General features: G+C 60.1%; 18 protein-coding genes. 8 read left to right on the forward strand and 10 right to left on the reverse strand.

The genetic code is table 11. The annotated features are described in order from the left end of the window. Positions 1 to 9: 9 nt before the first annotated feature. Positions 10 to 2,472 (forward strand): penicillin acylase family protein, encoded by a 2,463-nt coding sequence (locus tag GS614_RS02725; RefSeq protein WP_171725452.1) that lies wholly within the window; start codon positions 10 to 12, stop codon positions 2,470 to 2,472. 109 nt (positions 2,473 to 2,581) lie between these two features. Beyond that, the gene (locus GS614_RS02730; protein WP_171725453.1) at positions 2,582 to 2,977 is read left to right on the forward strand and encodes a nuclear transport factor 2 family protein; all 396 of its coding nucleotides are present in this window, start codon (positions 2,582 to 2,584) and stop codon (positions 2,975 to 2,977) included. 1 nt (position 2,978) lies between these two features. Here GS614_RS02730 and GS614_RS02735 read toward each other — a convergent pair whose 3' ends face one another. The 5 genes from GS614_RS02735 to trkA form a co-directional block, all read right to left on the reverse strand. Beyond that, positions 2,979 to 3,284 (reverse strand): putative quinol monooxygenase, encoded by a 306-nt coding sequence (locus GS614_RS02735; protein ID WP_171725454.1) that lies wholly within the window; start codon positions 3,282 to 3,284, stop codon positions 2,979 to 2,981. Positions 3,285 to 3,298: 14 nt separating this feature from the next. Next, a complete protein-coding gene (gene hflX, locus GS614_RS02740) occupies positions 3,299 to 4,576 on the reverse strand; it encodes a GTPase HflX (RefSeq protein ID WP_171725455.1) in 1,278 nt (425 codons plus the stop codon). Next, positions 4,576 to 4,815, reverse strand: coding sequence for an RNA chaperone Hfq (hfq, locus tag GS614_RS02745; protein ID WP_005982826.1), 240 nt, complete (start codon positions 4,813 to 4,815; stop codon positions 4,576 to 4,578). Before hfq ends, hflX begins: the two co-directional genes overlap by 1 nt. A gap of 132 nt (positions 4,816 to 4,947) precedes the next feature. Continuing rightward, complete coding sequence (locus GS614_RS02750) at positions 4,948 to 6,486, reverse strand: TrkH family potassium uptake protein (protein ID WP_171115655.1); 1,539 nt, start codon at positions 6,484 to 6,486, stop codon at positions 4,948 to 4,950. Continuing rightward, positions 6,486 to 7,862: a Trk system potassium transporter TrkA gene (gene trkA, locus GS614_RS02755; RefSeq protein WP_152458149.1), complete on the reverse strand. Its 1,377-nt coding sequence runs from the start codon at positions 7,860 to 7,862 to the stop codon at positions 6,486 to 6,488. The genes GS614_RS02750 and trkA overlap by 1 nt, the downstream gene beginning before the upstream one ends. 96 nt (positions 7,863 to 7,958) lie before the next feature. Here trkA and GS614_RS02760 point away from each other — a divergent pair, with 96 nt between their 5' ends. Next, positions 7,959 to 8,438 (forward strand): hypothetical protein, encoded by a 480-nt coding sequence (locus GS614_RS02760; protein ID WP_171115653.1) that lies wholly within the window; start codon positions 7,959 to 7,961, stop codon positions 8,436 to 8,438. Positions 8,439 to 8,456: 18 nt separating this feature from the next. Here the strand turns inward: GS614_RS02760 and GS614_RS02765 are convergent, their stop codons facing one another. The 5 genes from GS614_RS02765 to dusB all read right to left on the reverse strand — a co-directional run bounded on the left by GS614_RS02765 (position 8,457) and on the right by dusB (position 15,686). Beyond that, the gene (locus GS614_RS02765) at positions 8,457 to 9,866 is read right to left on the reverse strand and encodes a sigma-54 dependent transcriptional regulator (protein ID WP_152458151.1); all 1,410 of its coding nucleotides are present in this window, start codon (positions 9,864 to 9,866) and stop codon (positions 8,457 to 8,459) included. Then, on the reverse strand, positions 9,863 to 12,127 hold the full coding sequence (locus GS614_RS02770; RefSeq protein WP_171725922.1) for a PAS domain-containing sensor histidine kinase: 2,265 nt from the start codon (positions 12,125 to 12,127) through the stop codon (positions 9,863 to 9,865). Before GS614_RS02770 ends, GS614_RS02765 begins: the two co-directional genes overlap by 4 nt. Positions 12,128 to 12,250: 123 nt before the next feature. After that, a complete protein-coding gene (locus GS614_RS02775; protein ID WP_171725456.1) occupies positions 12,251 to 13,618 on the reverse strand; it encodes a response regulator in 1,368 nt (455 codons plus the stop codon). Beyond that, a complete protein-coding gene (locus tag GS614_RS02780) occupies positions 13,618 to 14,706 on the reverse strand; it encodes a nitrogen regulation protein NR(II) (RefSeq protein WP_171725457.1) in 1,089 nt (362 codons plus the stop codon). The genes GS614_RS02775 and GS614_RS02780 overlap by 1 nt, the downstream gene beginning before the upstream one ends. Continuing rightward, positions 14,703 to 15,686, reverse strand: a complete 984-nt coding sequence (dusB, locus tag GS614_RS02785) for a tRNA dihydrouridine synthase DusB (protein ID WP_256368866.1) — start codon at positions 15,684 to 15,686, stop codon at positions 14,703 to 14,705. Before dusB ends, GS614_RS02780 begins: the two co-directional genes overlap by 4 nt. A 182-nt stretch (positions 15,687 to 15,868) precedes the next feature. On the opposite strand from dusB, the gene GS614_RS02790 reads away from it, so the two are divergent. The 5 genes from GS614_RS02790 to GS614_RS02810 all read left to right on the forward strand — a co-directional run bounded on the left by GS614_RS02790 (position 15,869) and on the right by GS614_RS02810 (position 20,168). Next, positions 15,869 to 16,999 (forward strand): bifunctional 2-C-methyl-D-erythritol 4-phosphate cytidylyltransferase/2-C-methyl-D-erythritol 2,4-cyclodiphosphate synthase, encoded by a 1,131-nt coding sequence (locus GS614_RS02790; RefSeq protein WP_171725459.1) that lies wholly within the window; start codon positions 15,869 to 15,871, stop codon positions 16,997 to 16,999. Next, positions 16,996 to 17,493, forward strand: coding sequence for a phosphatidylglycerophosphatase A (locus GS614_RS02795; protein WP_171614177.1), 498 nt, complete (start codon positions 16,996 to 16,998; stop codon positions 17,491 to 17,493). Before GS614_RS02790 ends, GS614_RS02795 begins: the two co-directional genes overlap by 4 nt. Next, positions 17,490 to 17,966: a CinA family protein gene (locus GS614_RS02800; protein WP_171725460.1), complete on the forward strand. Its 477-nt coding sequence runs from the start codon at positions 17,490 to 17,492 to the stop codon at positions 17,964 to 17,966. The genes GS614_RS02795 and GS614_RS02800 overlap by 4 nt, the downstream gene beginning before the upstream one ends. Positions 17,967 to 18,163: 197 nt before the next feature. Beyond that, the gene (locus GS614_RS02805; protein WP_152458157.1) at positions 18,164 to 19,345 is read left to right on the forward strand and encodes an ammonium transporter; all 1,182 of its coding nucleotides are present in this window, start codon (positions 18,164 to 18,166) and stop codon (positions 19,343 to 19,345) included. A gap of 142 nt (positions 19,346 to 19,487) precedes the next feature. After that, positions 19,488 to 20,168: an orotate phosphoribosyltransferase gene (locus GS614_RS02810; protein WP_171115637.1), complete on the forward strand. Its 681-nt coding sequence runs from the start codon at positions 19,488 to 19,490 to the stop codon at positions 20,166 to 20,168. Positions 20,169 to 20,174 lie beyond the last annotated feature (6 nt).

The following is a 20,174-nucleotide window of genomic DNA, read 5'->3' on the forward strand; positions in this document are numbered from 1 at the left end:
GGGGCAGTAATGGGTCTTGTTTTCCGCTGGCTGGTGCGCATCGCGTCGGGTCTGATCATTTTGATCCTCGCCGCAATGGGCCTTGTCTATTTTCTGGCCAGCCAATCCCTGCCGGACTATGACCAAACGCTTGAGGTCGAAGGTCTGACCGCCCCGGTCGAGATCGTACGCGACACCGCCAACGTACCGCATATTCTGGGCCAGACCGATCCCGATGTGTTCTTTGGATTGGGATATGCCCACGCACAGGATCGACTGTGGCAGATGACGGTCATGCGCCGTACCGCGCAAGGCCGTCTGTCCGAGGTCTTTGGCCCGCGCACGCTTCACATCGACAAGCTGCTGCGCAGGTTGGACCTTTACGGGCTGGCTCACCGATCAGTCGAGGTGCAGGACGATTATACCAAGGCCGCCTTGCGTGCCTATTCCGCCGGGGTCAATGCCCGCCTGACCGAGATCAACGAAGAGGCGCTGGGTCGCGGCGCACCCGAGATGTTCCTGTTCAACGCTCCGGTCTCGCCCTGGCAACCGGGTGACAGTATCGCAATAATCAAGCTGATGGCGCTGCAACTGTCAGGCCACCTGACCGATGAAGTTCTGCGCGCGCGCACGTCCTTGATGCTGAACAACCCAGAACGTCTGGCCGACATCCTGCCCGACGTTCCCGGACCCGGCATTGCCGCGCTGCCCGAATATGCCACCCTGTTCCCAGATCTTCCGCGTTATGCGGCGGGAACGGACATTCCCGAAACACCTCTTTCGCCCCTTCCCAAACGTGGTCTGGCCGGAGCTTCTAACGCCTGGACCGCCGCGCCGTCACGTTCTGCAAGTGGCGGGACCTTGTTGGCCAACGACCCTCATTTGGGTTTCACGGCGCCCGGGATTTGGTACCTGGCACATCTCGGCTTGGAAAAAGGCGGTGTCATCGGGGCCTCGATCCCCGGTGTGCCCGCCATCATGACCGGACGCAGCGACCGGCTGGGATGGGGGCTTACATCCTCGTATCTTGACGATCAGGACGTTCATATCGAGCAGCTGAATCCTGACAATCCCGAGGAATACCTGACCCCGACCGGCTTCAAGGAATTCCAGACCCGCCCTTCGATCATCGAGATCAAGGGGGAAGCTCCGGTAACGCTGACCCTGCGCTGGACGGACAATGGGCCGGTGCTGCCGGGCACGGATTACAAGCTGGAAACCATCACGCCGCCGGGCCATGTGGCATCGCTGTCCTGGACGGCGCTCAGCCCGCAGGACACGTCGATGTCGGCGTCCATGGCGCTGATGAACGCCGACAACGTGGAACAGGCCATCGCAGTCGGTGAGCAGTTCATCGCGCCTTCTCAGAACCTGTCGCTGGTCGACAAGACGACAATCGGGATGAAGCTGATCGGCGCCATGCCTCGGCGTGATCCGCTAAACCAAAGCCGGGGGCGCATCCCCTCGCCCGGCTGGATCGAGGCCAATCGCTGGCAAGGCCGCCTGCCCTATGCCGACAACCCGGAATTCGTGGCCCCCGTCGGCGGCGTTCTGGGCAACACGAACAACAAGATCATCGACCGCCCCTTCCCGGATCACGTCTCGTATGAATGGGGCGATACGCAGCGCGTGCATCGTTGGGAACGCCTGATGCAATCGCGCGAGGTGCATACTCGCGACAGCTTTATCGAGGCACAGCTGGACACGGTCAGCTTTACCGCGCGGTCCCTGCTGCCGCTGATCGGTGCCGATCTTTGGTTCACCGGGGCTTCGGCCCCCGAAGGAACGCCGGAACGCCAGCGCCAGATCGCGCTGTCGCTGCTTGCGGACTGGAACGGTGAGATGAACGAACACCTGCCCGAGCCGTTGATCTATGCGGCCTGGCTGCGTGCGCTGCAAATCCGGCTGATCTCGGACGAGCTTGGGCCTCTGGCCAGCGAATACAAACATGTCGAACCGCTGTTCATCGAACGGGTCTATCGCGACATTGACGGCGCGGGTGTCTGGTGCGACGTGATTCAAAGCGCACCGGTAGAGACATGCACCGAGATGGCGCGGCTTGCGCTGGACGACGCGCTGATCTGGATCTCTGAACGATATGGCAGCGCGCTTGAATCCCTGCGTTGGGGCGACGCGCATCAGGCAACTCATGATCACCCCGTGCTGGGCTCTGTCCCGATATTGCGGTTTTTTGTGAACATTCGCCAATCGACCAGCGGCGGCGACAACACATTGCTGCGTGGCCGAACATCGGGGGAAGGGCCTGATCCGTTCCAGAATGTGCACGGCGCCGGGTATCGCGGGGTGTATGACTTTGCCGACCCCAACAGCTCGGTCTTCATTACTGCGACTGGGCAATCGGGTCATTTCCTGTCGCGTTACTACGACGATCAGGCGCAGCTGTGGCGGCGTGGCGAATACATACCCATGTCACTGGATCTTGATCTGGCCCGCGCCGCGGCTGTCGGGGTAACCAATCTGATCCCGCGATAATCCGCCTATTCGGCAAGTCCCCGCCCTGTTCGCGGGGGCATCGTGGCACCCACAGCTTTATTCGCCTAACATAACGGCACCGATCATGTGGGACCAAAAGGGGGCGAGTATGGCCAGCATTCGGGATACTCTGAATAACCTCGCGCGAGACTACGCAATAGCCTGGAGCTCAGGTGACCCCGACGCGGTTGCCGGCTTCTTCGCGTCAAACGGGCAGGTCATCATCAACCGGGGCGACCCGATCGAGGGGCGCGCTGCGATCGCCGACATGGCCCGGAGGTTTTACGCGGATTTTCCGGATCTCGAGCTGCGTTGCGACATGATGCGATGGGCCGGATCTCATGCCATATTCGTCTGGACCCGCGAAGGGTACCATTCCGTAACCGGCAATCACGTCACAGCGCGCGGCTGGGAAGAATGGGAACTGACGTCAGATTACCTTGTACAATCATCATCGGGCTGGTTCGACGCGGACGACCATCAACGGCAGATAGACGGGGCCTGACTCACCGTCCGCTGGATGCGCGTTCCATCCTGTAGTCCCGCGGTATCCCCTGAGTGACCCGCGACCAGTCAGACGCCCGTGTTCGGGCCTGATGTGTATCGAAAGCCTGCTGATCTGCAAATAGTTCTGACACGTTGAACCGACCTGGACGGGACTGATCCTCGATCACGTCGAAGGATATGCAGCCCTGTTCCGCCCGGGTCAGTTTCACATGGTCCGGCAACGCCGCGCGCACCTCTTCCAGCCGGTCCACAGGCACATCGATATGGCCAGTAAGGAACACTCTTTGGTCCGGCTTGTGAGACATATCCGGCCCCATCGCTAATTCTTCAGCGCCTCGAACTGAGCCGCCTGTTTATCGGTCCACAATACCGTGATGCGGAAACCGTCATCGGTCTGTTCTTCTGTGCGCACCACATCCTGGCGGAACAACCAGGCCCGCTTGTCCCCGTCAGAGAAAGACAGATCCAATACCGCCTCACGCCGTGCACCTTGCAGATGCATCGCAATCTCGGACAGCAACGGCGCGATGCCTTCCCCGGTTACAGCCGAAATCGCGAATATCTCAGGATCTCGGTCCGCCCGCGCCAGCGTTGCCTCGCGCTCATCGGCGCTCAGCAGGTCTATCTTGTTCCAGACCTCAAGCCGAGGCCTCTCTTCGCCGACGCCGAGCGAGGTCAGGATCGCCTCGACATCCTGCGCCTGCGCCTCGGTTTCCTCGTGGCTGATATCACGCACATGGACGATCAGGTCGGCACCCAGGACTTCTTCCAGCGTGGCCCGGAAAGCCGCCACAAGCTCGGTCGGGAGGTTCGAGATAAAGCCCACCGTGTCCGACAGGATCACTTCGGGGCCGTCGGGCAACTGTACGCGGCGCATGGTCGGATCCAGCGTAGCGAACAGCATGTCCTTGGCCATCACTTCGGCCCCGGTCAGGTGATTGAACAGCGTGGATTTGCCCGCGTTCGTATACCCGACGAGTGCGACGATTGGATAAGGCACCTTGGCCCGGGCGGCCCGGTGCAGTGTCCGGGTCTTGACCACCTTCTGCAACTGCCGCCGCAAGCGTACCAGTTGCTCGTCAATGGCGCGGCGGTCGGCTTCGATCTGGGTTTCGCCGGGTCCGCCGACAAATCCCAAACCACCGCGCTGACGTTCAAGGTGTGTCCACGCCCGTACCAGCCGCGTCCGCTGATAGCTGAGCGCGGCCATCTCGACCTGCAACACCCCTTCCCGCGTGCGGGCGCGATCGCTGAAAATCTCAAGGATCAACCCGGTCCGATCGAGGATCTTGACCTTCCACGCCTTTTCCAGATTGCGCTGCTGCACCGGGGTCACCGGCCCGTCGATCAGAACCAGTTCAACCTCGTTGTCGCGAAAACGCGCACCAAGTTCTTCAATCTTGCCGCTGCCGAACAAATACCCGGCCTGCGCGCGTTGAAGTCGCACGACTTCTGACCCGATCACGTCCAGATCGGGCAATGCGGCGGCCAGTGCCACCGCCTCTTCCAGCGCCGGTTCGGGGACACGGCGCTGTTCGTCTGATTTGATTTCGGGATGCAGCACCCAGCCCCGGGTGCGCGCCCGCTCATGTTCCATCAAGAGGCGTCTTCGCCCTCATACAGGTTGATCGGCTGTGACGGCATGATGGTCGAAATCGCGTGTTTGTAGACCAGCTGCGACTGTCCGTCGCGGCGCAACAATACGCAGAAATTGTCGAACCAGGTGATGACACCCTGCAATTTCACACCGTTGATCAGGAAAATCGTGACCGGAACCTTAGCTTTCCGTACATTGTTCAGGAAGGCATCCTGAAGATTCTGTCTGTCCGAAGCCATATTTTTATAATCTCGCCATTGTTCTTGCTACGCGCTGCGGACCAACGCGCTCCCTCCGGCAGAGTATGGAGTGCTACGCACAGATATTCCAGATGAAAAATCAGGCGTTAGCCGCCGCATGATGTGCCCGGCTCAATCCCGCCAAAGCGACGGGGTGATCAGGGCAATGATCGCCAGCGTTTCCAGACGCCCGATGACCATGGCCGCGCACAGCGTCAGCTTGGCGCTGGCAGAAAGGTCGATCAGGCGAATTGGTACGTCGGTGGCCAACTCGATCAACGGCCCCGTCGTGCTGAGTGTGGCCACGCTCAGCACCATGGCCTGTTCGAATCCGGACCCCATCGCCGCAAGCAATAGGTTGAAGACCGCAAGGGTCAGCGCAAAAAGCATCAGAAAGATCCAGGCGATGAACGCCCCGTCGCTTTGAATGCGGCGATTGCCACCCCCTGCACCGCTGACGGACGAGGGATAGATCAGGCGGTCGATCTCTCGTGCGCCATTCAGATACAGCGCGAAGACCCGCAACAACTTGACCCCTCCGGCCGTCGTCGCGACCCCGCCGCCGATCAGTGCCAGCCCCATCAACAGCAAACCGGGCGTTCCCAAACCCGACAGTTGCTGTGCGTCGTTCCAGTTCGCGCTTTCGAAACCGGCCGTCGTGAGGAAAGCCAGAACGGTGAACAGCATCCCCCAGATGACCTGCAAGGCCTGCATTGGTTCCATTTGACCACCGATTTCCGTCACGCCCGCGACAACCCGGAAGAACAACAGGATTGCGACAGCCAGGACAATCATCAGACCGATGCGAAACTCTGGGTCCGTATCCAGACGGGAATAACCTGTTGTCGCGGTATCCTTCGAAAAAGTCAGACGCGAGAGAGCAAAGAACAGAAACAGAAACAGGATGGCTTCGCCCGTAAACCCGGCCTGCGCCCCTTCCATACCCCCGACCGGAGAGATTCCGGACGTGGCCATCACTGCCATCGCATGGCACACGGCCGTCAGACCGACTTCACCGGCGATCAACAGAAGAACCCAGATCACGGTCGTCAGCCCGACATAGACTGGCGTCAGGGTCCTGGCGACACGGATCAGACGGCCTCGCGGGTCCACGCGCTCGCTCTGTGCCACCCCTGACACCGGGCGCCCCGGCTGGCCTTTGGCAGTGACCTCGAACCCGCCAAGCGACAGCGGCGCAAGGATCGCCGCAGCGGCGATCCACATAAGCAGGCCGCCCATCCAACCGACCATGGCGCGCCACAAATGCAACGGGGCCGTCAGGCGGGCCGGATCCGGAAACAGGTCCGCCCCCGTGGTCGTCAGAGAACTGACCATATCGAAATAGGCGTTCAGAAAGGTGGTCGTTCCAAGCGCGTCGTGAAATGGGATCGCCAGAAAGATCGGCAGCAGCGTGAAACAGGCCAGCATCACCGCCAGCTGCCCCAACGTGCCGCGCCGGGGTATGCGGTTGGAGGACGCCATCGCGATGGTGGCAACCAAAAACAAGCCCAGGATCCCGGAATACAGAAAGGATCGTGACGTGTCGTGATCGTCCAGAGCCAACGCATAGATCGCTGGAATCCACATGGTCAGGGATGCAATGCCCCAGATCAGCAGGAACAACGGCAACCGCCGCAACAATCCAACCTGTTGTGTCCCTGCATGCGCCATCAGAAGAAATCGATTGAAACCTGCATCAGGCGTTCAACCTCTGGTACGTCCTTGGCCATGGCAAAGATTGCGACCACATCTTTTTCATCGATCCGCAGGCTGCCTGTCGGTCGCAAAACCTCGTCTCCCTTGCGGACCGCGCCCACAAGCACCCCCTCGGGAAAGTCGATATCGCGCAGACGTTGCCCGGCCATAGGCGAGGTTGACAGAACCTCGGCCTCGATCACCTCGGCCTCGGCGTCCCCTATGGAATAGACCTGACGCACCCGTCCATGCCGGATGTGCCGCAGGATCGAACTGACGGTCGTGGCTCGCGGGTTGATATAAGCATCGATCCCCAAGGGCCCCATCAGGGCCACCATGCTGGGATCGTTGATCAATGCAATAGCCAGAGCGCAGCCTTCGGCCTTGGCACGCACCGCAGCCAGCATGTTCGTACGGTCGTCATCCGTAACTGCCAGCATCGCATCGGCCCGCTCGATCCCCGCTTCGCTCAGTAACCCGGCATCCAGCCCGTCGCCATGCAGCACGATCGTCCGTTCCAGAGCTTCGGCGGCAAGTTCAGCGCAATGGCGGTCGCGTTCGATGATCTTGGCCCGCACGCGGCTTTCGCGTTCTTCCAGCGTTCTGGCCACTTCCAGCCCGACATTTCCGCCGCCCACGATCACCACGCGATCCTGCCGCTTCTGCGCCTTGCCGAACACCTCCATGGTGCGATCCACGTCCTTGACGTTGGTGAAGACATAGCATTCATCGCCCACGAACAGCTGATCCTCGGATTCGGGAGCGAACAGCGTGCCTTCGCGCCGCACCCCAACCACGATGGAACTGAGGGTCGAGAACAGATCCGTCAGCTGCCGCAACGGTGTATTCACGATCGGGCAATCCTCTTCCACCCGCACCCCAAGAAGCTGCGCCTTGCCGTCCATGAAAATCTCGGTGTCAAAGGCGGATGGGGCGGACAGGCGGCGCATGGCGGCGGCGGCAACTTCGCGTTCGGGGCTGATCACCACATCAATCGGCAGATGATCACGACGGTACAGATCCGAGTGGATCGCCTCGAGGTAGGATTTCGACCGCAGGCGCGCGATCTTGCGCTGGATCGAAAAGACCGAATGCGCCATCTGGCAGGTGACCATGTTCACCTCATCCGAATGGGTGGCGGCAATGATCATGTCAGCGTCACGGGCCCCTGCCCGTTCCAGCACGTCCGGATAACTTGCAAACCCGGCGATCCCCTGCACATCAAGCGTTTCAGTCGCCCGCCTTACCAGGTCGGGATTGTTGTCCACGACGGTAACATCGTTCAGCTCGCCCGAAAGATGCCGCGCGATCTGCCAGCCGACCTGACCCGCACCGCAAATAATGACCTTCATGCTTCTGGCCCTTCTGCCTGAAAGGATTGAATGACAGATGCCCCCAGAGCGGTCAATTGAATTGTCATCGCAGCCCGGCTGCGGCAAGATAAGCACATGAAAACGCTGTTTCCCATGCTGTTACCTTTGATGGTGCTGACTTCTTGCGGACCACTTTCGCTTTACTACCGCGAAGGTGAAAGCGTATCGCGCCTGCAAAAAGAGACCACTCAGTGCCAGCTGAAGGCGGTTAAAGAGGTGCCGGTAGCCAATCAGATCCGCCAAAGCCCGCCAACCTATTGGCCGGGGCGCACATATTGCGATGGCAGGGGTCGTTGCTATCGATCACCCGGCTGGTGGCAGCCCGGCCGTGTTTATACCGTGGATGTAAATCAGGGCCTGCGCAACACGGTCGAAGCGCAATGCATGGCCCAGAAAGGGTTTCGACCCGTAAGCCTGCCGCCGTGCAAGCAGAACGTCAAATCACGCGTGCCCGCAACGCGAACAACCACTTTGCCACCGCTCAACAGCGCGTCGTGCTTTGTAAAATTCGATGACGGCTCATTTCAGATCATAACGCCTGGCCAGGCCGGCTGAGGCCGTGCGACCGGCAGATTATTCTGCCGGTTCGGGTTCATCGATTTGCGCCACGCGCGCACCGGATTTGTTCGAAGTCACCACGCCCAGCGATTTCAACTTCCGATGCAGGGCACTGCGTTCCATGCCTACAAAGCTGGCCGTGCGGCTGATATTGCCGCCAAACCGGTTGATCTGTGTCAGCAGATACTCTCGCTCGAACGCCTCGCGGGCTTCGCGCAACGGCAAGGTGGCCAATGCGCCAGACAACACGACACGACCTGAATCTTCTGCCTTTTCTTCCTCGTTGGGCAACTCACGCGCCTCAATCGGGCCGGAGCCATCGCCAAGGATCAGAACCCGCTCGATCAGGTTTTTGAGCTGGCGCACGTTGCCGGGCCAGGTCATCGTCTGCAACAGCGCGACAGCCTCTTCCGAAAGTTCCCTGATCGGCAAACCCTGAGTTTCGTTGCACATCTCAATAAAGTGCTGCGCCAGAACCGGGATATCTTCACGCCGATCTTCCAGTGACGGCACGGCAATCGGCACGACGTTCAGACGGTGGTACAGCTCTTCGCGGAACCGTTCAGCCGCGATTTCTTCGTCAAGATCCTTGCTTGTTGACGAGATCACGCGAAGGTCCACGCGCACCTTGTCACTGCCACCGACACGCTGGAACTGCTGATCCACCAGCACCCGCAGGATTTTTGATTGTGTCCCAAGGGGCATGTCGGCAACTTCGTCAAAATAGACCACGCCTCCATGCGCCTCTTCCAGCAAACCCGATTCCACGCCGCGTTCTGCCGATTCCCGGCCAAACAGCACCTCTTCTACACGTTCGGGTTCGATCCCGGCGCAGTTTACCGTGACAAATGGCGCGTTAGCACGATTGGAGTGGGCATGGATATACCGTGCTGCGATCTCTTTGCCGGACCCAGCTGGGCCGCTGAGCATCACGCGGCCATTCGACTTGGTCACCTTGTCCAACTGCCCCTGCATGGCGCGGAACGCGGCGGATTTGCCAATCATGTCGGAATTATTGACTTCTTTCCGCTTCAGAGACGCATTCTCTCGACGCAGGCGAGAGGTCTCCATCGCGCGGCGGATCACCACCATCAACTGGTCTATGTTGAACGGCTTTTCGATAAAATCATAGGCGCCCTGCTTGATTGCGGCGACGGCAATTTCAATGTTGCCGTGGCCCGAAATGATCACCACCGGCACATCCGGGTTGTCGCGTTTCACCGCTTTCAGGATGTCGATGCCATCCATTCGGCTGTCTTTCAGCCAGATATCCAGGATCAACAACCCCGGCGGTTCAGAGTTGATCGACGCCATGCACTCGTCCGAGTTGGCCGCCAGCCGGGTTGAATAGCCTTCGTCCTCCAGAATGTCGGACACCAGCTCGCGAATATCGCGTTCATCATCTACGATCAGAATGTCACTCATCTTTGGCCTGCTTTCAGTTTGTTGGTTCTAATTGCCTGCTTCTGTGGCGCTGCCGTTTGGGACACAGTAACCCCCGGCAATCGGATCACGGCCATCGCGCCAAAATGGTCCTGTCCGTCAAATACGGGCGCATCCTCGAGGGTCAGCGCGCCGCCATGCTCTTCAATGATCTTCTTGACGATGGGCAGGCCCAGCCCGGTCCCTTCGTCGCGTGTCGTTACATAGGGCTCAAACAGCCGTGCCCGATCCTCGGGCAGGCCGATCCCGTTGTCTGCAATGGTTATGACCGTACCCGCATCATCACTGGTAACCGTCACTTTGATCTGTGGCTGAAGGTTGTCGGGCGCCCCTTTTCCCTTAAGGGTTGCAATGGCTTCCCCGGCATTCTTGATCAGATTGGTAAGCGCCTGATTCAGCATGGTCGCATCCACATCGGCCATGATGGGCTGTTGCGGCAGATCGGCATCAATCTGCACATCCGGCTGCCCGGCCTGTTGCAGCAGGACCGCCTCATGCACCAGATCAACAAGGTTTTCTTCCCTGCGTTCAGGTTCAGGCATCCGTGCAAATTTCGAGAATTCATCCACGATGCGACGCAGGTCGTTGGTCTGCCGCACAATCACGTTCGTCATCGAATCCAGGCTGCTGCTGTCTTCCTCATCCAGTTTGCGCGAGAACTTGCGCTTGATCCGTTCCGCGCTCAGCTGGATCGGGGTCAGAGGGTTCTTGATCTCATGCGCGATGCGGCGGGCCACGTCACCCCAGGCCGCCATCCGTTGGGCGCTGACCAGATCGGTGACGTCATCGAAGGCAACCACATAACCTTCCAGGCCGCCATCTTCTCCGCGACGGATGGCCATGCGGACCAACAGGTTCTCGAGCCGCCCCTTGCGGGTCACTTTGATTTCGCCCTGAACGGCCTCTTGCCCGCTGTCCTTCAGACTTTCGAACAGGGGCAGAAATTCCGGCACCGCAATGCCGATGGCCAGATGCTGCTCGCCCCCGGTCCAATCCAGCAACCGCTCGGCCGAACGGTTCACGAATGTAATGCATCCTTCCGGGTCCACCCCAACGACACCCGAAGTGACAGAGCTGAGCACCGAATCGAACAGACGGCGCCGGCTTTCAATTTGCCGCGTGTTCTCCAACAGCGTATCGCGCTGTCCTTTCAACTGCCGGGTCATCTGGTTGAAATACCGGCCCAGCATCGCGATTTCGTCGTCGCTGGCCTCTTCAATCACCTGGACGCTCAGATCACCGGCCCCAACCCGCTGCGCCGCGGTGGTCAACCGCCCCACGGGACGCGACAGCCGTTCCGCAAACCACATGCCCAGGGACATTGCCGCAAGGATCAGGATCAACGCAAAGCCCAGATACAACAGGCCGAACTCAAACAGCACCCTGCCCCGTTCGCTTTCCAGTTGCTGATAGAACTGTGCCGTTTCCTTGGTATCGTCCAGCAGCGTCAACAACTGCCCATCCACCTCGCGGCTGACATAGAGATAGCGGTCCAGATAAGCCTTCAGAGGAACCAGCGCGCGGAACTCGTTGTTGGGCCAGTCGGCGATGATCAGCAGGCCCTTGTCGGTGGCTTCTGCAATCTGCTCGGTGGTTGGGGCTTCGTAGTTGAACAGGTAGGACCGGTCCCCGCGCGATTTGATTTCGCCACCACCGTCGATGACATAGGCTTCGCGCAGCCCCCGTTGAATCTGAGCTTGCCCCTGCGCCAGAACTTCACGCAGTTCAGCGTCCGAAATATAGAAATCCAGCGATCGCGCATTATCCAGATATCGCGCAAGAACAGACGCGTCTTGCGTCAATCCTCGGCGGTGTTCCTGTTCATACGCTTCTGCCGCGGTCAGCGAAGACCCAACAACCTGACGCACGCGGTCGGAAAACCAGCCCTCAAGGCCGATATTGACGGTCAATCCGGCAAAAATCGCCACGGTCACGGTTGGAACCAGCGCCAGCAGAGTAAACGCCCCGATCAGGCGCAAATGCAGGCGCGAACCCGCCGACTTGGCCCGACGTGCGGCAATCAAGCTGCCAACCTGCCCAAGCACAAGTGCAGCAACAACCAGAACGTATACGAGATCGGCCAACAGAATCAGCCGCAAGGTCGGTGCAGTGGCGCCAAGATCGAAAGGACCGATGACAAGGTAAGTGGCCAGCGCCAGAACAGGCCCCATGAGAACCAGGCCAAACGTGCCAAAATTGCGCAGTTTCCGTGATTTACGCCATCGACTGATCGATGGGATCATCCCGCTCTGTGCTCGGGTTGCCACTGTCTGCCCTCATCCTGATGTGCCGCTTGCGCGGCTTACCGCCATATATCGTGATCTTTTCCCAACAGATGCCGGGATGCCACGGTTTGTGTGGCGATATTACATCAGTTTGCGTCGACGTGTCACCTGAATATCGAGATCCGTAATCTTTTTTCGCAACGTATTTCGGTTGATTCCCAGCAAATCGGCACATTTCGCCTGATTTCCGCCAGTTGCATCCAACGCGATTTCGATCAGTGGGGCCTCAACTTCCCGCAATATGCGTTGATACAGGCCCGGGGGCGGCAGCATGTTGCCGTGCAGGTCAAAATACCTCCGCAGATGCCGCTCGACCGAGGTCGAAAGCTTTTCGCGCTCACCGCCGCTCAGGACCGGTTCGGCCTCGGGTTGGCTGCCCAGCACCGTTTCCACTTCGGCTTTCGTGATTTCATCAGCACGGCTGGTCAGACCCAACCGGCGCACGGCATTTTCCAGTTGCCGCACGTTCCCGGGCCAGGAATAGCGCCGCACCAGCTCCACCGCCTCGGGGCTGAGCCAGCGTTTGGTGCCGTTTTCCCGCTCTTCCCGCGCCAGAAAATGCTCGGCCAGCAGCGGAATGTCGTCCACCCTTTCGCGCAGTGATGGAACGTGGATCGTCGCCCCGCACAAGCGATAATAAAGGTCCTGACGGATGCGCCCGTTCTCCATCCCTTCGGTCAGGTCTGATTGGCTGGTGGCCATGAAACGGGGAACGTGATCGCCCGGTGTGTCCATCATGCGGACGATGCGCGCCTGAACCTCATCTTCGATATCTGCGATTTCGTCTATCAACAGCGTACCGCCGCGAACCCGCGCCATCACACGGGCCGGGCCTTCCAGATCGCGCAATTCGGCAGCGGTGACAGTGACAAAGGGCAAGGTTCGACGGTCGGAAAAATCGTGAATGGCTCGGGCAATCAGTGACTTGCCCGTGCCGCTTTCACCGGAAATCATGACCGAGAGGTCCGTGTTCATCACCCGGGCGACCAACCGGTACAGGGCCTGCATCACCGGTGTTCGCCCGACTAGAGGCAGTTCTTCGGGGCGCTCGCTTGTGCCCACGGCCGGCTCTGGCTGGGCGCGTTGCTTCTGATCCAGCGCCCGCGCCGTCCGTTTCATCAGATCCGGCAGGTCGAAGGGTTTTGGCAGATAATCGTACGCATCCGCCTCTGTCGCCTGAATCGCCGTCATGATGGTGTTTTGTGCGGAAATCACGATCACCGGCAAACCGGGGCGGTCTTCGGCAATCTTCGGCAGCATCTCAAGACCGTTTCCATCAGGCATGACCACGTCGGAAATCACCACGTCCCCTTTCCCCTCGCCGACCCAGCGCATCAACGTGGTCAGTGATGAGGTCGCATGCACTTTGCACCCGGCACGCGTGAGGGCCTGTGTCAGAACAGTGCGGATCGTGCGATCGTCGTCCGCGACCAGTACGGTGCCATCCATCAGGTGCTCTCCTTCTTGTCCTCGATTGCGTCTCGCGGCGCGCGGCGCAGCGACAGTTTGAATACCGTTCGCCCGGGCACGGATTCGGCCGAAATCCAGCCGTCATGGTCCGAGATGATCTTGCTGACCAGCGCCAGCCCCAGGCCGGTGCCGTTTTCCTTGCCGGATACGAAGGGATCAAAAATGTCGCCGCGGATGTCTTCTGGCAGGCCCGGACCATCATCGATGATCTCGATCTGCAAGGGCAGCGAATGCCCTGACCCGTCACTGCGACGCAACCGGAACGAATGTTCGAAATAGGTCCGCAGGCGGATCGTTCCGCTCTGCGATCCTGCCGCTTCGGACGCATTCCTGAGCAGATTCAGGATCACCTGCAGAATCTGATCCGGGTCTCCGTAAGCCAGCGGCAGCGACGGGTCATAGTCTTCGACGATCGTCATATCAGCGCCAAATCCCAACAATGCCGACCGTCTTGCGCGATCCAGCACATCGTGGATGTTGACCGGCTTGAAGTCAGGTTTCTGAAGATTCCCGAATTGCTCGACCTGTTCCAGCAACTTCACGATCCGGCGGCTTTCGGCAACAATAAGGTCAGTCAGTTCAAGATCTTGCGGCGGTATATTCATGCTGAGCAACTGCGCTGCACCGGTGATCCCGGCCAGCGGATTCTTGATCTCGTGCGCCAGCATTTCTGCCATACCGATGGCGGATTGTGCCGCGGATTTGACGGTATTCCCGCGCGTCATCCGACCTGCCAGTTCACGAGGCGATATGATCATGATCATAGAGCCCGGATGCCCGACCAAAGGCGCAATCTGCAACGCGCATTGCAGCGGCGCTCGGCTACCCGACCCCACATCCACATCATTCACGAACAATGGCGTGCCCTGCCAGCGGGCGCGCTCGAACGCCTCTTCCAACGGCGCGTCCACGGCGATCTGATCCCACACCGGATGGCCGATCACCGATTTGCGCGACGCGTTCAGAAACCCCTCACCCGCAGCATTCACATCGGATATCCGGTCCTGTTCATTAATAATGAACGCCGGAACCGGCAGCGAGTTCCAGATGCTGGCATCGGAATTCATGCCGCCACCTCGTCCGTATCGCTGAGCGCATCCGCCAACAGGCGCAGAACTTCCGCCGGATCGCGCGACGTCAGCACCGCCCGGCGCAAGGGCGCAGGCGTCGCGGCTTCGTCCATGTACCATCCCAGATGCTTTCGGGCGACACGCAGACCCAGATCAGCGCCATAGAAATCCAGCATCGACTGATAATGCGCGCAAACCATATCAACCAGATCATGACCGGTCGGAATCTCGGGCGCCTCGGCCCCGTACAGGTCGTGACAGATTTGCGCCAACACCCAAGGTTTGCCCTGGGCGCCACGACCGACCATCACCCCATCCGCGCCGGATTGGCGCAACGCGGTTCGGGCGGCGTCAGTGTCCAAGATGTCTCCGTTCGCGATGACCGGGATCGATACGGCCTCTTTCACCGCCCGGATCGCCTGCCAATCGGCGTGACCCTTGTAGAACTGACAGCGTGTGCGGCCATGGATCGTGACCATCTGAATACCTGCGTCCTGAGCGCGGCGTGCCACGTCGGGCGCGTTCAACAGAGTGTCGTCCCATCCCAGCCGGGTTTTCAGCGTCACCGGCAGATCGACCGCGCCCACCACGGCCTCGATCAGTGCAAGCGCGTGGTCCGGCGTTTTCAGTAGGGCCGAGCCGGAATAACCGTTTGTTACCTTCTTGGCGGGGCACCCCATGTTGATGTCGATCACACGCGCGCCACGGTCGGCCACCTGACGGGCCGCCTCGGCCATCCAATGGGCCTCGCGCCCGGCCAGTTGCACGGCGGTGTTTTCCACATCCGCGGACAGTTCCGCCCGATCCCGCACGCCGGGCTTGGCCTGTACCATCTCTTGACTGGCGACCATTTCGCTGACGACCATACCCGCACCGAAACGCATCACCAGATCGCGAAACGGGCGGTCGGTGATTCCGGCCATGGGGGCCAGCAAAACAGGCGGTGCTATTTCCTTGTCGGCAAGGTGCAGTGTCAACGTGCTTAATCCTTGGGCAGTTGTGGTTTTGATATCGGTTTCTGCGCATATGAACAACAAATCGGCATGCAGCAAGCCCGCAAAATCATCATTTGCCCATTTTTTAATCACATGGCCATGGGTGATTGCCTCTGCATTCACCGCCGCCTAAACAATGCCCATCACGAGGAGAGCGCGCACATATGACAACTGCCGCCATCATAGTTGCCGCCGGTCGCGGGTCGCGCGCCGGGGGTGGCGTGCCAAAGCAATGGCGCAGCCTTGCGGGCCGGCGGGTGGCCGATTGGACGATCGAGCGCTTTCGCGGACAGGTGGATCACATTGTTCTGGTGTTGTCCGACGAAGACAGCGTCGCATGGGAAGAATTCCGTGAAACCGACCTGATCCTGGCTGCGGGCGGAACGGATCGCGCGGGATCGGTGCGCAATGGATTGGCTGCACTGGCCGACCGGAACGTACAGCGCGTTTTGATCCACGACGTTGCAAGGCCTTGCGTCACACCCCGCATCATCACCGACGTTCTGAACGCCCTGGAAACATGTCCGGCGGCGGCGCCCGGGCTGGCGGTGACCGATGCGCTGTGGCTTGGGCATGAACAGGCCGTGACCGGTACGCAGGATCGCAGCAACCTGTTCGCCGCGCAAACTCCGCAGGGGTTTCACTATGACGCCGTCACCGCCGCCCACGCCGCCCATCCGGGCGGCGCTGCGGATGATGTCGAGGTGGCCCGCGCCGCCGGGCTTGATGTCTGCATCGTACCGGGCGATGCGGACAATCTGAAAATCACCCGACCCGAGGATTTTGCCCGGGCGGAACGCATAATGGGAACGGAAATGGATGTAAGGCTGGGCAACGGGTACGATGTGCACCGTTTTGGCGATGGGGATCATGTGATCCTTTGCGGTGTGAAAGTGCCACATGACCGCGGACTGCAAGGCCATTCGGATGCCGATGTCGGAATGCACGCGGTCACCGATGCGATCTATGGCGCACTGGCGCAGGGGGATATCGGGCAACATTTCCCGCCTTCGGATCCGCAATGGAAAGGCGCCGCCAGCGAGATTTTCCTGCGCCACGCGGTCGAGCTGGCGGGGCAGATGGGATACCGAATCTCGAACGTCGATTGCACGCTGGTCTGCGAATATCCAAAGATTGGCCCTCATGCACCAGCCATGCGAGAAAAGATGTCTGAAATCATGGACCTGCGTGCAGATCAGGTTTCGGTCAAGGCGACAACGTCCGAGCGTCTGGGCTTCACCGGCCGCAGCGAGGGCATCGCCTCTTTGGCCACGGCATGTCTGGTGAAAGCATGAACGCGGCACAGATAATCGGGACTGTCGGTGGCGTTGGCTATTTGCGCCCTGCCCCGGGCACTTGGGGATCCCTGGTGGCCCTGCCGATGGCCTGGGTATTGCACACAATGGGTGGTTTCCCGTTGCTGGCCGTCGCAACGGTTGCGGTTTTTGTCGGCGGCCTCTGGGCCACAAGCGTGATGACCGTGGGTCAGGATGACCACGACCCATCTGAAATCGTCATCGATGAGGTCGCAGGCCAGTTCATTGCGCTTTGGGCAATTTCCTATCCGTCCTGGGCGCATGGAATCGACATTACCGCGCTCTGGCCCGGCTGGGTTGCTGGGTTCATCCTGTTTCGTCTGTTCGACATCACCAAACCCGGCCCTGTCGGCTGGGCCGATCGCCGCGGCGATCCGATGGGCGTGATGCTGGATGACGTGATTGCGGGTATATTTGCAGCCATCGGAGTGATGGTTCTGGCAGGTATCGCACACGGAGTTCTGGGGTTATGAACGTGACAGACCTGCTGGACCGCGCCAAGGCGCAGGGCGTGATGATCGCCACCGCCGAAAGCTGCACCGGAGGCATGGTCGCTGCGGCCCTGACCGATATTCCCGGCAGCTCTGCGGTCGTAGATCGGGGTTTCGTCACCTACACCAACGAGGCCAAACAGGACATGCTGGGCGTTCGGGCCGAAACGCTGAACGCGCACGGTGCGGTTTCCGAACAGGTGGCCCGTGAAATGGCAGATGGCGCACTGCGCAACTCGCTGGCGCAACTTGCCGTCTCGATCACGGGAATTGCCGGGCCGGGCGGGTCCGAATTCAAACCCGAAGGGCGTGTTTGTTTCGGCTTGGCCGTCAAGGGACGGCCGACGCATGTTGACACCGTCGAATTCGGCGCACCCGGTCGCGATGCCGTGCGGCGCGCGGCGCGTGACCACGCCTTGACCCTGCTGTACACGGCCCTTTCCGCAGGCGCCTAAACTTTCAGCACATGGCCAAAAAAACCGCTTCTTTTGAAGTCAGTTGAAAAAAGGCTGCCAAAACAGGCACTTTTTTTCGCTTTGCCTCTTTTTTCTCCAACCGACGGTGGCTTGAAACAGCCCACACCGCTCACGCAGCGCCGATCCGTGCCCAGTTTCCAAGGATCCGCGCACTCATTCGGAAGGGAGAATGGCCCATGAACGGAGCCGATACAGCCTGGATCATCGTAGCAACCGCGTTGGTCCTTTTCATGACATTGCCGGGCCTCGCGCTGTTCTATGGCGGGCTCGTTCGTGCCCGAAATGTCCTCAGCGTTTTCATGCATTGCTTTGCCATTGCCTGTTTGATGAGCGTCCTGTGGCTGGTCGCAGGGTATTCCATCGCGTTCGGACCCGGTGAAAGCGGGCTTTGGGGTGGTTTGGGCAAGGCCTTTCTCAACGGCGTCGACGTGGACAGCCTTGCAGGGACCCTGCCCGAGATCCTGTTCTTCGCCTTCCAGATGACCTTTGCCATCATCACCCCGGCGTTGATCGTGGGCGCCTATGTCGAACGTGTGGGCTTTGGCTTTGTCCTGACTTTCTCGGCGCTGTGGATGCTGCTGTGCTATGCGCCCGTGGTGCACTGGATCTGGGGTGGCGGGATGCTGGCTGATGGCGGCATTCTGGGCGAGATCGGTGTGCGCGACTTTGCAGGCGGCATCGTGGTGCATGAAACCGCTGGTCTGGCAGCGCTGATTGTTGCGATCATCCTCGGGCCGCGTCGCAACCGCACCACTCCGCCGCACAACCCCGGTTATGTCATGGTCGGCGCCGCAATGCTGTGGGTCGGCTGGTTCGGTTTCAACGGTGGTTCGCAACTGGCCGCCGATGGCGGAGCGGCGATGGCCCTGACCGTCACGCACCTGTCCGCGGCTACGGCATCGCTAAGCTGGGCCCTGTGGGAGCGTATCCGCTTTGGCAAGGCCTCGATGGTCGGTCTGGTCACCGGCACAATCGCGGGTCTGGCCTCGATCACGCCTGCATCGGGTTTCGTCGGTCCGGTTCAGGCCCTGATCATTGGCGCGGTGGCCGGTGTTCTGTGTCAGGAAGCCGTCAGCATCGTGCGTAACAAGCTGAATATCGACGACACGCTGGATGTCTTCGCCGTGCATGGTGTCGGCGGTATTTTCGGCACGCTCATGATCGCCCTGTTTGGCCTTGGAACCTGGACCGCTCAGTTGGGCGGGCTCGTTATCGTGGGTGCCTTTACGGCAGTTGTCACGTTTGTGTTGGTCAAACTGGTTGCACAGATCACACCACTTCGCGTAGACGCCGAGACCGAGACAAATGGCCTCGACCTCTCGGTACATGGCGAGCGGGCCTATGACATGAGCAGTTAAGCCCACCTTGGCTGCCCATCGCCCGTATGGGCAAAAGCGGACCTCTTGGGGGTCCGCTTTTCTTTTGCCCAATCCCTCTCGACTCCGGCCCAAGGGTCGGGCTATCAGCCCGCAACGTATTTTCAGCCCCGAGGTTTGCGCCATGATCCCCAGTTCTTTTCCCGACAGCACCGAAATCGCCCGCCTGACTGCACGGATGCTGCTGGAGATCAAGGCCGTGCATTTCAACTCGCGGGAACCGTTCACGCTGGCCAGCGGGTTGCCCAGCCCGACCTATATCGACTGCCGCAAACTGATCTCGTATCCGCGCATCCGCTCGACCCTGATGGATTTCCTGACCGTCACGGTGATGCGGGAGGCTGGCTTTGAGGCATTCGACAACATCGCAGGCGGGGAAACGGCGGGCATCCCCTTTGCCGCCATGGTCGCCGAGCGCATGGCTCTGCCCATGACCTACGTGCGCAAGAAACCCAAGGGCTATGGCCGCAACGCCCGAATCGAGGGGGCGATGAGCGAAGGTGAGCGTGTGTTGCTGGTCGAAGACCTGACAACCGACGGCGGCTCGAAACTGTCCTTTGTCGATGCGATCCGCGAAACCGGTGCCACCTGCGGGCACACCGCCGTCATCTTCTACTACGGCATCTTCCCCGAGACCGAGAAAACGCTGGGTGATCATGGCGTCAAGCTGCACTCGCTCTGCACATGGTGGGATGTTCTGGCCGAGGCCAAGGCACAGAAAGCCTTTGATCAGGAAACACTTGAGGGTGTCGAAGCTTTCCTGAACGACCCGCGCGGATGGCAAGAGGCCAATAAACCAGCGTAAACCTCT

The organism is Ruegeria sp. HKCCD6604 (assembly GCF_013110635.1).
Lineage (GTDB): Bacteria > Pseudomonadota > Alphaproteobacteria > Rhodobacterales > Rhodobacteraceae > Ruegeria.